7 protein-coding genes, 4 pseudogenes and 1 other annotated feature are annotated in these 14,461 nt (G+C 67.4%); of the genes and pseudogenes, 6 read left to right on the top strand and 5 right to left on the bottom strand.

The window, feature by feature from the left end:
- Window positions 1-239: 239 nt before the first annotated feature.
- Both OG842_RS44255 and OG842_RS44250 read right to left on the bottom strand, forming a co-directional pair.
- Entirely contained in the window at window positions 240-1,373 is a 1,134-nt protein-coding gene (locus OG842_RS44255) for an IS630 family transposase (RefSeq protein ID WP_328512621.1), read from the bottom strand.
- 88 nt (window positions 1,374-1,461) lie between these two features.
- A protein-coding gene (locus tag OG842_RS44250) for an IS3 family transposase (RefSeq protein WP_266738344.1) occupies window positions 1,462-2,696 on the bottom strand; the annotation gives its coding sequence in 2 pieces (ribosomal slippage) (window positions 1,462-2,417 and window positions 2,417-2,696; 1,236 coding nt in all).
- Window positions 2,290-2,418 (bottom strand) — a sequence feature (AL1L pseudoknot). It overlaps the preceding gene by 129 nt.
- A gap of 806 nt (window positions 2,697-3,502) precedes the next feature.
- Here OG842_RS44250 and OG842_RS44245 point away from each other — a divergent pair.
- From OG842_RS44245 to OG842_RS44235, 3 genes are all read left to right on the top strand, one after another.
- Window positions 3,503-6,031, top strand: coding sequence for a DNA/RNA non-specific endonuclease (locus tag OG842_RS44245; RefSeq protein WP_266738345.1), 2,529 nt, complete (start codon window positions 3,503-3,505; stop codon window positions 6,029-6,031).
- Window positions 6,032-6,048: 17 nt separating this feature from the next.
- Window positions 6,049-6,600, top strand: a complete 552-nt coding sequence (locus tag OG842_RS44240; protein WP_328512784.1) for a hypothetical protein — start codon at window positions 6,049-6,051, stop codon at window positions 6,598-6,600.
- 640 nt (window positions 6,601-7,240) lie between these two features.
- Entirely contained in the window at window positions 7,241-7,900 is a 660-nt protein-coding gene (locus OG842_RS44235; protein ID WP_328512783.1) for a hypothetical protein, read from the top strand.
- Window positions 7,901-8,109: 209 nt separating this feature from the next.
- On the opposite strand, the pseudogene OG842_RS44230 reads toward OG842_RS44235, so the two are convergent.
- A pseudogene (locus tag OG842_RS44230) lies at window positions 8,110-8,436 on the bottom strand (helix-turn-helix domain-containing protein); the annotation flags it as partial.
- Between the two features lie 376 nt (window positions 8,437-8,812).
- On the opposite strand from OG842_RS44230, the gene OG842_RS44225 reads away from it, so the two are divergent.
- Together OG842_RS44225 and OG842_RS44220 are read left to right on the top strand one after the other, a co-directional pair.
- The gene (locus OG842_RS44225; RefSeq protein ID WP_401878979.1) at window positions 8,813-9,664 is read left to right on the top strand and encodes an ABC transporter ATP-binding protein; all 852 of its coding nucleotides are present in this window, start codon (window positions 8,813-8,815) and stop codon (window positions 9,662-9,664) included.
- 50 nt (window positions 9,665-9,714) lie between these two features.
- Entirely contained in the window at window positions 9,715-12,240 is a 2,526-nt protein-coding gene (locus OG842_RS44220; RefSeq protein WP_266738349.1) for an ABC transporter permease, read from the top strand.
- A 230-nt stretch (window positions 12,241-12,470) separates the two neighbouring features.
- Here OG842_RS44220 and OG842_RS44215 read toward each other — a convergent pair.
- Window positions 12,471-12,590: pseudogene (locus OG842_RS44215) on the bottom strand (Ku protein); the annotation flags it as partial.
- Here OG842_RS44215 and OG842_RS45610 point away from each other — a divergent pair.
- A pseudogene (locus tag OG842_RS45610) lies at window positions 12,577-12,768 on the top strand (hypothetical protein); the annotation flags it as partial. The pseudogenes OG842_RS44215 and OG842_RS45610 overlap by 14 nt on opposite strands.
- Before the next feature lie 285 nt (window positions 12,769-13,053).
- On the opposite strand, the pseudogene istA reads toward OG842_RS45610, so the two are convergent.
- Window positions 13,054-14,160 (bottom strand): annotated as a pseudogene (gene istA / locus OG842_RS44210) (IS21 family transposase); the annotation flags it as partial.
- Window positions 14,161-14,461: the final 301 nt, after the last annotated feature.

Below are 14,461 nucleotides of genomic sequence, written 5' to 3'. Positions count from 1 at the left end.
CCGCACCAGCGTTCCTGGCACCGTCCCGTTTCCCGAAGGGTGCGATCTACTCCAAGTTCTGTGGTGCCCACGGAAGCACAGCGGCCATCGTTGGATCGTTCCGCATGTCCAATGGCGAAAGGCGGGCTTGGTCGGGAAGGTGTTGGAGACTCCGCCATGCCCGGCTGAGCTGTGGAAGAACTACGTCCCACGTCCTTGTGTCAAGCCCCGGGTTTCGTGGAGGGTGAGTTAGTGCCGGATCAGGCAACGTTTGCCCTGTTGACGACGGCGCGTAGGCGTTGGTCGTCGGCGTGACGGTTTCGCCAGATGATGTAGCGGCGGATCATGCTGCCCTGTTCCTTGTGGGCGGCATGGTCGGTGCCGTCGAGGGTGAAGTAGCGCAGGGCCGTGAACTGGGCCTCGATCCGGTTGAGCCATGAGGAGTTCGTCGGGGTGTAGGCGATCTCGACGTTGTTAGCCGCGGCCCAGGTGCCGACCCGTTGGCACCTCTTCGTGGTCAGATGCGGGGAAAAGTTGTCGCAGACGATCGCGATCCGCACCGTCGACGGGTACAGAGTGCGCAGGTAGCGGCAGAACTCGAGGAACTGCGTCCGCCTCTTGATCGGCTTGATGTGGCCGTAGAGCTTGTCCTTGGCCAGGTCCAGGGCGGCGAACAGGTGCCGCACTCCGCCGTAGCGGTTGTAGGTCGCCCGTCGCCGCCGGCGTGGTTCACGGTCGGGGCTCTTGTGCTTGCCGCCGCGTTCGGCCCACTGCCGGCCCGGGTGGGGCATCAGGTTGAGCGGCCCGAACTCGTCCATGCAGAAGATGACTTCGGGTTCGCCGTCCTCGGGTATGACCTCGCCGTCGGCGATGGCGTACAGGTGCTCGACGCGCGCTTTCTTGGCCGCGTAGTCCGGATCACGGGAGGTCTTCCAGGTCTTCAGGCGTTGAAAGGAGACTCCCTCCTCGCGGAGCAGGATGCGCAGGCCCTCGTGGCTGATGTCGTCGACCACCCCCTCGGCGACCAGGAAGTCCGCCAGCTTGGACAGGCTCCAGGTCGAGAACGGCAGGTCGTGCTCGGTGGGCTTGGACTTCGCGATCTTCTTGATCTCACGGCGCTCCGGCAGCGTGAACGTCTTCGGCCGACCACCGGCGTACTTCGGATACAGAGAGTCGAAGCCGTCGGCGTTGAAGTTGTGGATCACGTCCCGGACCCGGTCGTCGCTGGTGAACGACACCTCGGCGATCTTCGCCACCGGCATGCCCTGCGCGGAGAGCAGCACCATCTGGGCCCGCCGCCAGGTCACCACCGACCCGGTGCCTCTGCGGATAATCCGCAGCAGCCGCCGCCCGTCATCGTCATCGATCTCTCGGACACGCACTCGTTCTGCCACCCGGACAGAATGACGCCCACGCTCCGTCCACCACAGCACCCGGACGGCGCGTCACATCACAACAGGGCAAACGTTGCCGGTCACGGCATTAGCTGGTTTTCTGGAGTGATGCTGGGGGTTGGGCCGCGTAGTGGGCGGCTTCGTGCTCGGCGGGGGTGACGTGACCGAGTTCGCCGTGCAGGCGCCTCTGGTTGAACCAGTCGATGTACTCGGCGACGGCGATCTCGACGTCGTTGATGGACGTCCAGGGGCCCTTGTTGCGGATCAGTTCGGCCTTGAAGAGGCTGTTGAACGCCTCGGCGAGGGCGTTGTCATACGAGTCGCCCTTGGAACCGACCGAGGCCACGGCCGCCTCGTCGGCGAGGCGTTCGGTGTAGCGAATGGCACGGTATTGAACGCCGCGGTCGGAGTGGTGCGTGAGGCCGGTGAGGTCGGCGCCGGTGTGCCGACGGCGCCAGATCGCCATCTCCAGCGCGTGAAGGGCGAGGTCGGTGTAGAGGCTGGTGGCGACCTGCCAGCCGACGACCATGCGGGAGAAGACGTCGATGACGAAGGCCGCGTAGACCCAGCCGGAGAACGTTCTGATGTAGGTGATGTCGGCAACCCACAACTGGTTCGAAGTAGTTGCGGTGAACTGCCGCTCGACCAGATCGGCCGGACGGTCGGTCTCCGGAGCAGGGCGGGTGGTGCGCGGGCCCTTGGCCCGGATCATGCCGCGAAGCCCCGCCTGACGCATGAGGCGTTCGACCGTGCAGCGGGCCACCTCGACTCCCTCGCGGACCAGGGCGGCGTGGACCTTGCGGGCTCCGTAGACACCGTAGTTGTCGGCGTGGATCCGGCGTATCTCCTGGGTGAGTTGCTCGTCGCGCAGGCTGCGGGCCGACGGCGGACGGGTGTGAGCAGCGTAGTAGGTGCTCGGCGCGATCGGCGCGTCCGTCTCGGCGAGGACGTCGCAGATCGGCTGGACGCCGAACGTCTCCTTGTACTGGTCGATGTAGGCGACCTTCATCGCAGTGGACGGTCCAGCTCCGCGGCGAAGAAAGCCGAGGCGGACTTCAATATCGCGTTCGCCCGCCGCAGTTCCTTCACCTCCCGCTCCAGCTCCGCGATCCGGGCAGCCTCCGAACTAGTAGTCCCGGGCACGACTCCCTCGTCGATCTCGGCCCGTTTCACCCAGCCGCGCAGGGACTCGGGGTGCACGTCCAGCTGGTCGGCGATCCGCTTGATCGCTCCGACCCGGCCGGCCGGGTCCTTGCGGGCCTCGATGGCCAGACGCGTCGCGCGTTCACGCAGTTCGTCGGGGTACTTACGGGGAGCAGCCATGATCGGCATCCTTCCGGGTCTTGATGATCTCCATCAAACCCGGGGCGGTTCAAACATAGAGGCACCCCCCCCGCGAGCGGTGCCCGCCAGGCATGCAGCACGCCCGTCTGCGTCTGGGCGGCTTGCAATGCAGTGAAGGGGCAGGCCGGCCTGGAGCTTGCGTTCGGCCAGCCCGGGCAGGCCCAGTTCAGCGAAGCAGCCCCGCCAAGTGCGCACGGTGCCCACGTGCTCTCCCACCCTGCCCAGCGATCCGCGCGTTCGGCAGTGGTCGGGCCGCAAGTCAGTTCCGTTCGTCAGGGTCGTGCTGGTAACGCAGGAGCTGCCAGCTCGCGTACACGGGGTCTCAGCGACGTTCGGCTGGGTGTCTATCACCGTCTCTCTGCAATATCGCCAAGTCCTTGGCACACAAGGCACGTTCATGCTCTGTAACGTCTACGCAGGGTGCCGTATCTTCCAGACGCCAAGACCAGTAGAAGCCACTTGGGGGAGTTGCTGTGGGGGACCAACAAAGGCAGTCGGGATCTGGTGACCAGGACGGAGCCGACGGACGGTCCGGCCCCGACCGGCCGGCACCCCCGACGCCGCGGCCCTCGGGCGCCGTCCCGCCGGCACCGAAGGCACCCCCCTTTCTGTCGGGCCAGCCCACCACGGTGCCGCCTAAACCCCTGACGGCGTCTCCTCCGCCGACCCAACCACCTGCCGTACCCCCGCTGCCGAGCCGTCCGCCTGAGGTGCCTGCTCCGGTCCAGCCGCCGCGGTCGGCCAGCTCATTGCTCCAACGAGGGCGCACCCTGCCGGTCCTCGCCGTGGGCGTCGCGCTGGCCGTGCTCGCGAGCCTGGTGTACGTGCTGTGGCCGAGCGAACCCGGCTCCCGCGGGGAAGCCTCCACCTCTCATGTACCACCAGCCCAGCGAGGGGTGATGGCAGCCCGGGCGCTGCGTTCCTTACCGGCCGCGAACATGTCGATAGCCTATGCCCCCGTCGAGGACGGGTCAGTGACTCACGCAGACCTGATGGTGACCGCGCAGGGACAGGCATCGGGAACCCTGAGCCAACCTGTGGCCGGCAAATCCACCATGGCGTGGTCCGGTGACCAGCTCTACCTGAAGGGCGACTCGGAGTTCTGGGCGCAGCAGGGCCCTTCGTACGGTAGGGATCTGACCAGCACCGGCCACTGGGTTGCGCCGGAGAAGCGCTCGGGCTACTACATGCTCAACAACTTCGCCGTGAACGCCGGTTCTCTGACGCCGAAGTCACTTGCTTCGGTGGTCACGCGAGTCACCTCCGATCCCGAAGCCGTGGAGCAGAACGCGGGAACAATCGAGGGGCACAAGGCAACCTCGTACACGGCACAGGGCTGGACCGTCGTCCTCGCAGACAACTCTCCCTACACCGTGCTTGCCATCGGCGGGGATCCCAGCCACCAAAGCCCGGTCAAGCCAGCTGCCTGGCACTCGCCCCAGCGCACCATGGGCAGGGCGGAGCAGTCCGACTCCCACACCACGGTCACACCCGCCGACTACGCGGACAGTCGCTACAGCGCGTACCTCCTGATGGTGCCGAAGCCGGCGACCGCCGAGCAGGCGGCCGCGGTCCGGTCGGCCGCCACTTCCGCTGCGGCCACCGCTGTCGCGCCCGCCACGTCGTCGGAGGTGGTCTCCAAGTCCATGGGACCGGACTTCACCATCACCAACGACAGCGAGTACCTGTGCACGAGCAATCCGTGCGAGTACTCCTTCACGGTCACGAACATCGGGGACGCGGCGGGCGCGGCCACCCTCTATCTCAGCCTCCCGCGCGTGCCGGACCAGCCCCATCCCCTGGGCACCCTGAAGCCCAAGCAGTCCAAGAACGTCAGCGGCAGCCGGCCCAACATCGCGTGGGGCACCGGGCGGACCGTGAAGCACACGGACTACGCCTGGGTGTACTCGTCAGCCGAGTACGGATCGGACCCCAAGGTGGGCAGCCGTCTGCACGCACGCAACCTGCGGCCGGACGACCTTTCGGTCGCCACTCCGCTGAAGCCCACTGTGGCGAAGCTGCTGGACTTGATGACGAAGGACAAACCGACCAGCGATACGGCAGCCAGTGACAAGGCAGTCGACGCGCTCGAAGAGGCCCTCAGCCAGGGCGTGATGCCTGCTCTGGGGGCAATCGCCGAATCCCGCCGCCTGAAGAACCCAGAGGATCTGCGCGAGATCCTCCCCACCACCGACAAGGTCGAGAACCGACGTGTCCTGCAGCAGATCGCGCAGCTGCTGCGTGCCGATCCGAAGGCGAAGGTCACGTGGGCCGGACCGTACAAGACCGACGGCAAGACCTACCAGGCCGACTACTTCTACACGACCACCCGTCAGGGCCAGGAGACCAAGCGCGCCGTGCGGGCGAAGACCGTGCGGATCCCGGGACAGCTCGGGCCACAGATGAGTCTCGGCGCCGAGCAGCTCAACGGTGAACAGGAAGGATCCACGAACGCCGGGAACAAGAAAGCACCGCCCGGCTTCGAACGGATGCTGCAGATCAACCTCGAGCCGGGCGTGGGCCCGGTCCTGGCACTGGCCACCACGACCGGCCTGGAACAACTCCTCTCGACGGGACAGCAGTTCCGACAGGCGCGGGAGAGCCTGTGCCAGCCGAACGGCGGCGGCCCCCGAGTCGACCGCCTCGTCATCGTCAACGAGTCGGGCACCCACCAGTGGACGGACCTGCGCAGGGTCGGCGCGCGCTGCACAGGCTCCGGCGGAGCTCCGGCTTCTCCCAGCACGTCGAGCAGTGACAAGCCCGATAAGCCGACCTGCCTGACGCAGCGCCCGCCAGACGGTGTCGTCGAGTCCAACGGGGCTGGCTGGATCTACTACGCCCCGACCGGGTCGCACAAGCGTGCTACCGCGGTCACAGCGTGCCTGAAGAGCCCCGTGGGCGACGGCACCGCCTCCGACAGCAACAGCCCCGGCATGAAGGAAGCCCGTCAACGGGCGAAAGCCCTGTACCCGAACGCGGACGATGACGAGGTGCTGGTCAACAGCTGTCACCTGGTAGCCAAGTCACTCGGAGGCCACGGCTACCAGCGCAACCTCACGCCGTGCTGGGCCACACCCGTGAACGTTGGCGCCATGACACGCATCGAGTCCACAGTCCGCATCTTTCTCGCCAAGAAGAAAGGCATCGTGAGGATGACGGCGCTGGCCAAGTACAAAGACGACGATGCAGTGATCCCGTACGCGTTCACGTTCAGCTTCACGGCCTGGGACTCCCGCGGCAATCCGTATCCGCTCGCGGTCCCCGGTGGTGGCACGGTGCAGAACGTCAAGGACGGGCATTACCTCAATCCCTGAGGAGTGGTGAGGCAGTAGTGGTGCGGGACGACATCGCCGCCTTCGCGCGAGTCGCCGGGGTCGTGCCCGGGGCGTGTTCGGCGCTGCCCTGGTGCGAGTCCCTGACCGTGTTCGGTCTCGAACTGCCCGCCGACTACAGAGCGTTTGTCGACAGCTTCGGGGCCGGGACGGTGGGCAGCCGACTCACGCTGTCCACCCCGTGGCCCCTGCACATTGCCGAAGCCGGAGTCACCACTCTGAGGGTGATGCTGGACAGGGCCGCCGAAATCGGCGTTCTCCTGCGCGGTTTGCGTGAGGACTTCCCGGCCTTGTTCCCGTACGCCTTCCATCCCGAGCCCGGCGGTCTGCTCAGCTGGGCCGGCGGTGTCGGCGGAGAGCAGTGCTTCTGGCTGACCGAAGCCTCGGACCCGGATGATTGGTCGGTCGTTGTGTGGGACAAGGCGGACTGGCGCCGCTACGACATGGGAATGGTCGCCCTGCTGATCCGCGCCCTCACAGGGACAGACCCGTTCCTCAACGACCTGGTCGCGCCTGCGCCGGGTCGCCCCCTGTGGAACCCGAGACGCTAGTGCCGCATCGAGGCCGCGCGCACGCGGTGCTCAACCATGACGACCTCGATGTCCCCAGGCCCTAGCGATGTTCAGGTCGGGGGCGGGGAATCTCCAGAAAGGAATTGCAGGCGGATCGGCCAGGCCCGGGCAGGTGCCGCCCTGGGAGACGGCCGTCCGGACCTGATCGGAGTCCGCGGCTACAGTCACGCGAAGGGGCCGGAGCCACTAGACCCTCACCCTCCACCGCCTCCTGGCCTGGCTCACGGCGGGGGCCTGACTGGTCTGGTCCCCGACGGCTGCCACCGCCGCCGAGCGTAGAGAGTGCTCGCCGGCCGACTGACCGATATGCAGCGGTATCGACGACCAGTTCGCGATGCCCGAGGTTATTGATGACCGGGAGGCTTCAGCGTCATGTGCTGAGTCACAAATAGCGCTGCACGCATTGCCAATTCGTAGCCAGTACAGCGCGCCACACTGTGAGGGAACGGGGAGCACGTGGCCCCGGCGCCATTCGAGGCGCCGACCCGAAACGGTCACTGTCACCCTGCCTCGGGCAACCGCTGAGCGCACAGTGGGCGCCCGTCCGAAGGCGGTACCACCGACTCCAGGGGGAAGTAGCTTGAAGCCAAGATCGCTCGCCCGCGCCCTGACCGCCACCATGGCAGCCAGCATCATGCTGCTTGGTTTCACCGGCTCCGCGAACGCCCACGTCGTGTACGAAAAACCGTGGCGCTACCAGAGCGCCAGCCTCTGCACGAAGACCTACGCCGAAATCTCCAACGGCTACGACAACCGCGGCTACTCCGTCGGCGGGATCGAGGTGTGGGGATACTACGAAGGCTGGTGCAAGACGCAGAAGGAGCTGCCCGCCGGATATATCGCGGTCCAGTTCGAAGTCCTGGCCTACGACGCGCCTTCGAACGTCTGGTTCCGCTGCAACAACCTGCTCACTGGTTGGAATTTCAACACGAGTAGCGCCTGGGATCCGCGATGGTACCTACGGCCCAACCTCGCCTGCGGCGATCGCTGGTACGCCACCAACGCGGGGGCCTTCGCCTGGGACGGCACCCAGTGGCAAGGTGGTTGGGCCCCGTCCGGCAACCACTGGCTGTTCGCGCCGACCTTCGCCGCGTCCAAGCCCGCCCCCGCGCCGAAGATCAGCGCGAAGGAGGCGATCCGTCAGGGCCTCGTCCGCGATGCCTCACCCACCGGCCCCCGCCTGACCCAGGCCCAGCTCACCGCAGCCAAGCCCAGCCACGACCCGCGCACCGGTCCCGCGCCGGCCAGCACTGATCCGAACGTGGTGTACGTGCCGTAGGCTGGGCACCGAGCGGAGCGGGGGTAGTCCGTTGTCATGCAGGCCACGGTGCCCGCCGGGGTCTGACAATCGGCGGCGAGTGGCCAAACCGTCTGTCCCTGCTGCACGGGGCAGCGAGGACGGCGGGCAGCGAAGACGCGCACTTTACCAGCTGATGCTCAGGCGGTTCACGGTCCCGGAACAGTGCTGCCGCTCGGAGGCACAACGGCATCCGCCAAGAACCGCAGCCGCAGGCCGGAACGATTGGGGACCGCACATCCCCGCTCGGCCAGCAGGGTACGTATCTCGTCGATCGCGCGAGTGGTCGTGGAACGGTCGACGCCGAACAGCAGCCCGAGCACCGAGTGCGGAAGATCGTGCCGCAGGTGAATCAATGTAGCCGTCAACCGGTCGACGAAAACCAGTTGGTGCCGTGGACCGGCCCCCGCAGTCCGCTTCCTGGCCCCACCGCGTGCTCCGTAACGGCATCCTTCGACAACAGCCTGCCACGGCCTGGCCAACTCCTCGACCAAGCAAGCGACATGATGCCGGGAGATCCCCGTGAAAACAGCCGATGTGCGCCCGGGCCGCGCTGCGGGCCCTCCGTACGGTGCACCAGGGGCCGATGAGCCTGGGTGAGTCACGCTGCCGCCCTTTGTACGCGGACGGCGCGCTGCGCGGGCCTGACGCAGCACGGCGGCCTCGGTCGCCGCGGCCTGGCGGCGACACTGGGCGTGGGCCTGCTCGATCGCCTGCACCGCACCCGCACGCGACTTTCGTCAGGGCGCCTAATCATCCCCAGGGATGACTGTGCAGGTTACGGCTGCGCCCCAGGACTGTCCCTGGGACGGTCACACGGGTTGACGTCCGGGCCGGTTTCCGTGGCGACGATGGAGGGGTCCTCATGACACGGCCGATTGAGCCACCGTCGAAATCCGACCCCGTGCCTCTCCGGCCTCGTGCCGCCTCCGGCGGCCCGTATGTCCCAACAGGAGTCCTCCCGGTGACCACCATTCACTTCGGCGTCCCTCTGCCAGTTACGCCACGACGGCGGCCGCCCGCGCCACGGAACTCACCAAGGTCTACGGGGAGGGAGACACTCAAGTCGTCGCGCTCGACGCCGTGTCCGTCGAGTTCCACCAGGCCCAGTTCACCGCGATCATGGGCCCCTCCGGGTCCGGCAAGTCGACGCTGATGCACTGCATGGCCGGGCTGGACACGATATCCGGGGACTCCGCCCGCATAGGGGAAACCGAGCTGATCGGTCTGAAGGACAAGAAGCTCACCCAGCTGCGCCGCGACAAGATCGGCTTCGTCTTCCAGGCGTTCAACCTGCTGCCGACGCTGTCCGCTCTGGAGAACATCACCCTGCCCATGGACATCGCGGGCCGTAAGCCGGACCGCGCCTGGCTGGACCGCGTCGTAGCTACCGTCGGCCTCTCCGGCCGCCTCAATCACCGCCCGGGCCAGCTCTCCGGCGGCCAGCAGCAGCGCGTCGCGGTCGCCCGCGCACTGGCCTCCCGGCCCGAGATCAACTTCGCGGACGAGCCCACCGGCAACCTCGACTCCCGCTCCGGCACCGAGGTCCTCGGCTTCCTCCGCGACTCCGTACGCGAGCTGGGCCAGACCGTCGTCATGGTTACCCATGACCCCGTCGCCGCCTCCTACGCGGACCGTGTCGTCTTCCTCGCGGACGGCCGGATCGTCGACGACATGCCCGACCCGACCGCTGGCAAGGTGCTGGAGCGGATGAAGGGCTTCGACGCCAAGGGACGCACCAGCTGACCCCGACAGCCGACCGTACTTCGCCCCTCTTCTCCAGGACTGACTCACCCATGTTCCGTACCGCCTTGCGCAATGTGCTCGCGCACAAGACCCGGCTGCTGATGACCGTCCTCGCCGTGATGCTCGGCGTGGCCTTCGTCTCCGGCACCCTGGTCTTCACCTCGACCATCTCCGAAGCCCTCCGCGACAGCGCCCTCAAGGGCTACGCCGGCGTCGACGTCGCCATCCAGCCGGACAGCTCCCAGACCGGCCCCGGCGCCCGGCCCTCCCTCGACCGGAAGCTGCTCGACCAGGCCGCCAAGGTGCCCGGCGCCGAATCGGTCTCCGGCACGGTCACCGGGTTCACCGCCATCGCCGACAAGAACGGTAAGCTGATCGGCCACGGATTCTCCACCCGCGGCGGCAACTACTACCCCGGCGCCGACGGCAAGGACCCCCGCTATCCGATGCGCGACGGCAGCGCCCCGCACGGCACCGGCCAGATCGCCCTGGACTCCCGGACCGCCGACGAGGCCGGCTACAAGGTCGGCGACACCGTCCGCGTCTCCGTCGACGGACCGGTCCGCAAGACCACGCTGACCGGCGTCTTCACCACCGACGACGGCGCGGTCACGGCCGGCGGCAGCCTCGCGCTGTTCGACAACGCCACTGCCCAGAAGCTGTTCACCGGCCCCGGCCGCTACAGCGAGATCCACGTCAAGGCCGCTCCGGGCACCTCGCAGACCGCGCTGCTCTCGGAGATCGAGAAGGTCCTGCCCGCCAAGGGTGCCGACGCCGCCACCGGCAAGAAGCTCGCCGAAGACGACGCCGAGCAGACCGAGAAGAGCATGGACAGCGTGAAGACGGGCCTCCTGGGCTTCGCCGGCATCGCGCTGTTCGTCGGCGTCTTCCTCATCGCCAACACCTTCACCATGCTGGTCGCCCAGCGCACCAAGGAACTGGCGCTGATGCGCGCGATCGGCGCGAGCCGCCGCCAGGTCACCCGCTCCGTGCTCATCGAGGCCGTGGTCGTCGGCGCGGTCGCCGCCGTCACGGGTCTGGCCATCGGCGTCGGCATCGGAGCCGGGATGCGCGCCCTGATGAGCAGCACCGGCGCGATCGTTCCCGACGGCCCGCTGGTCGTCTCCGTCTCCACCGTCCTCACCGCGCTGCTGGTCGGCGTCGGCGTGACCGTCCTCGCCGCCTGGCTGCCTGGCCGCCGCGCCGCGAAGACCCCGCCGGTCGCCGCGATGAACAGCGTGCACGCCACCGCCACCACCAAGTCGCTGATCGTCCGCAACACCGTCGGCGCGCTCATCGCGGGCGCCGGTGTCGCCGCCGTGCTGGTCGCCACCGGCATGAAGGACGGCAAGGCCGTGATGGGCCTGGGCGCGGTGCTGCTGCTGATCGGTGTGTTCGTCCTGACGCCGCTGCTGTCCCGTCCGCTGATCGCTCTCGCCGGGCCCGTGCTCCGCGCGTTCGGCATCGCGGGCACCATCGCCCGGCAGAACGCGGTACGCAACCCCCGCCGTACGGCGGCCACCGCCTCCGCCCTGATGGTGGGCCTGACCCTCATCACCGGTCTGACGGTGATCGGGAACAGCGTTCAGAAGGGCCTCGACAAGATGGCGAGGGATTCCCTCAAGGCCGACTACGTGGTGTCCATGGTCGGTATGACGCCGCTCTCCCCCGAGGTGGAGAAGAAGCTCTCCTCTCTCGACGAGGTCACCGCCTCCAGCGCGCTGCGCAGCTCCGCCGTCCGCATCGGCGGCAAGACCACATACCTGGCCGGCGTCAGCGGCGCGGCCTTCGGTGAGCTGACCCGTCTCGACTTCTCCTCCGGCTCCCTGGACGGCCTGGCCGGCGGCAAGGCGGTCATCGACAGCGGCACGGCCCAGGAGAAGGGCTGGAAGGTCGGCTCCCGTCTCCCCGTGACGTTCGAGGACGGCAAGAAGGAAACTGTGACCGTCTCGGGTGTCTACAAGGGCAACGAGATGATCCGGCAGATCCTCGTCGACAACAGCGTCCTCGGCACGCACCAGAAGCACGTCAGCGACCTGCAGGTGATGGTCACGACGAAGGGCGGCGCCACCGAGGCCACCAAGGACCAGCTGATCGACGCGCTGGGCAAGAACCCCGCGATCTCCGTCCAGGACCAGGACGATATCTCCGAGGGCATCTCCCAGTCGGTCAACCTGCTCCTGAACATGATGTACGCGTTGCTGGCCATGGCCGTGATCGTCGCCGTCCTGGGTGTCGTCAACACGCTGGCGATGTCGGTCTTCGAGCGCTCCCAGGAGATCGGCATGCTGCGTGCCATCGGCCTGGACCGCTCCGGCGTCAAGCGCATGGTGCGTCTGGAGTCACTGGTGATCTCCCTGTTCGGCGGGGTGCTCGGCATCGGGCTCGGCGTGTTCTTCGGCTGGGCCGCCGGTGAGCTGATCAGCGCCTCGCTCACGACGTACGAGCTGGTCGTGCCGTGGGGCCGGATTGGCATCTTCTTCGCCCTGTCCGCCGTGGTCGGCATGCTGGCCGCGGTCTGGCCGGCCCGCCGCGCGGCGAAGCTGAACATGCTGGCGGCCATCAAGGCCGAGTGACCGCGTCGCCCGCACACCGCGAAGGGCCCCGGAACCGCACGCGGCGGTTTCAGGGGTCGTCGCAACACGTGGTCGTGTTGATCAGGCCGTGAGCAGTTTATACAGGCGTTCGGCTGGGGTTTCCCAGCCGAGCGTTTCGCGAGGACGGCCTTGAGCTGGTCGGCGTGGGCTGGCAAGGTCGCAGAGGTAGACCGGGATGTCGGTGGCGAGGTGAACTCCGGCGAGCCCCTTGCGACGAGGTACTCGCGCCCGCGCATCACGAAGGTCGTGATGCCCGCCTTGTCCGACTCCACCAGGGCCCGCTGGAGCAAGGCATACACCTTGCGGTAATGCTCGCTGCGGGAGGAGGGCTGGGAGATCGAGCCGGAGGACCTGGCGCACATCTCGCCGTATCTGACTGGGCACATCAACCGGTTCGGCGATACAGCACGCATCCAGCCCGAGGCATACGACCAGAAGCTGGACGTGGACTTCACTCCTCTGCGCGGGCAAGACCCGGCCGCGGCCGGCTTCGATCAGGCCGCCTGAAAGGCCGGGGCTAGGACTATGACCAGCTCTCATTTGCGCAAGGCTGGCCTGGTGAGAGACGGTCATTCCCGGACGTCGCCGGGGCCATGTCCTCACGGATCCGCAGGTAGCGCACCGGATGCCGGTGCCTGCCCAGGTCGAGAGCGTATCGGTGTCGACTTCGGCGACGAGGTCGGGCACCACGGGCTGGAAGACCAACGGCTCCTTCGTTCCCCACCCGGCTGAGAAGTGCCGGCCCCACCAGGGATGCTCTGGTCCCGCTGGCCGGAGGAGAGCGCCCAGCTCGGTGGCATGGAGGGTGACCTGGGACTTCGTGGCCCTGACCTCGACCAGCTGCCGCGGGCGGATCCGTAGAGCTGGCACCGAGTAGAGGTTCGCTTCGAAAGCGACGAGGCAGTCCTTGCCGACGTAGCGGAGATGCCGCTGGGCGACCACATATGGAGTAGCCGGCAGTGGGCGGAGAGCCATGTGATCACGGACCGCTCGCAGACCGATGACCTCGCCGTGGGTGCCGTGGACCTTGGCCCGCCGCAGCGGAACCCAGGCAGTGAACGCGGAGTCCAGTTCCTCGGTGGAGGAGAAGGCGCGTCCGGCCAGGACGTGGTCGCGGACGATCAGGACCTGGCGCTCGACCCGGCCCTTTCCAGTGGGCCTGTATGCGGCCAGGACATCGGGATCGAAGTCGTAGTGACCGGCGAATGCGACCGCCTCCGGATGCAGAGGAACGGCCTCACCAGGGGCGACATGCCGACGGACCACGGTCTTGGTCCGGTCGTAGACGATCGACATCGGGACACCACCGAAGTGGACAAACGCCTGACGATGGCAGTCGAAGAGCGTGGCCAGGTCCTGGCTGGTGGTGAAGCAGCAGAACGGGTCCCGCGAGTACGACAGCGTCATGTGGAACGAGTAGACCTTCGGGATCCCGACATGGGCGAGAATCCTGCCCTCGTCACCTCAGTCGACTTGGGCTTGAGCTCCGGGCACCACCTCGAACCGGCGGTGCAGCCCGGCCAGCTCACCCGGGCTGATGCCCAGCTCCTCCGCGACCCGCGGCCTGGCCTCCTGCAAGTACATCTTCACGCGCTGGTAATTGCCGGTGAACCCGTACTCCGCCACCAGCCGCTCGTGGATCACCGCCCCCTTGAGCAGGATCTCCGCCCGCAGCATCGCATCGATCAGCGGCGCGACCTCGTCCACCACCCGCTGGCGCGGCTGACCGTTCGCCGCCCTCTTCGGCGGCGCAACCGGCACCTCGCCCGACAGGTACTTGGCGACCGTGCGACGGTTCAGCCCGGTCTCCTTCGCGATCTCCCGCAGGCTCATCGCACCGGACTCGTACAGACCGCGAAACCGCCTCAGCTCCAGCCACCGATGCGGGTCCAACACCACTGCAAGCCGCCCTCCGCCGACCCCGACCAGACGACAGCAGACTCCCGGCCCCAGCCACGCAGTACATCAACAACGGTGCATTCTCATCCGTACGTGGTGGTGCACGTTCACGGCTCTGGCAAGATTTTCGTAGCCGGAGATCATCCCGATGTGAGGGTCGGCCGGTCCGCGTAGTGGGCAGCCTGTGACTGTGCTCTGATGAACTGACAAGTCTGTTACCACAGTTGGCCGATGTGCTGGTGGTCTCGGCCGATGTCTCCGATGCTGTCGTGAGGTCCGCGCCCGCACGAGATCCGGTACT

Origin of the sequence: Streptomyces sp. NBC_00376 (assembly GCF_036077095.1) — a bacterium.
GTDB lineage: Bacteria > Actinomycetota > Actinomycetes > Streptomycetales > Streptomycetaceae > Streptomyces.
The sequence above is the reverse complement of the archived record's forward strand: the minus strand, read 5'-3'. Positions and strand labels throughout refer to the sequence as shown.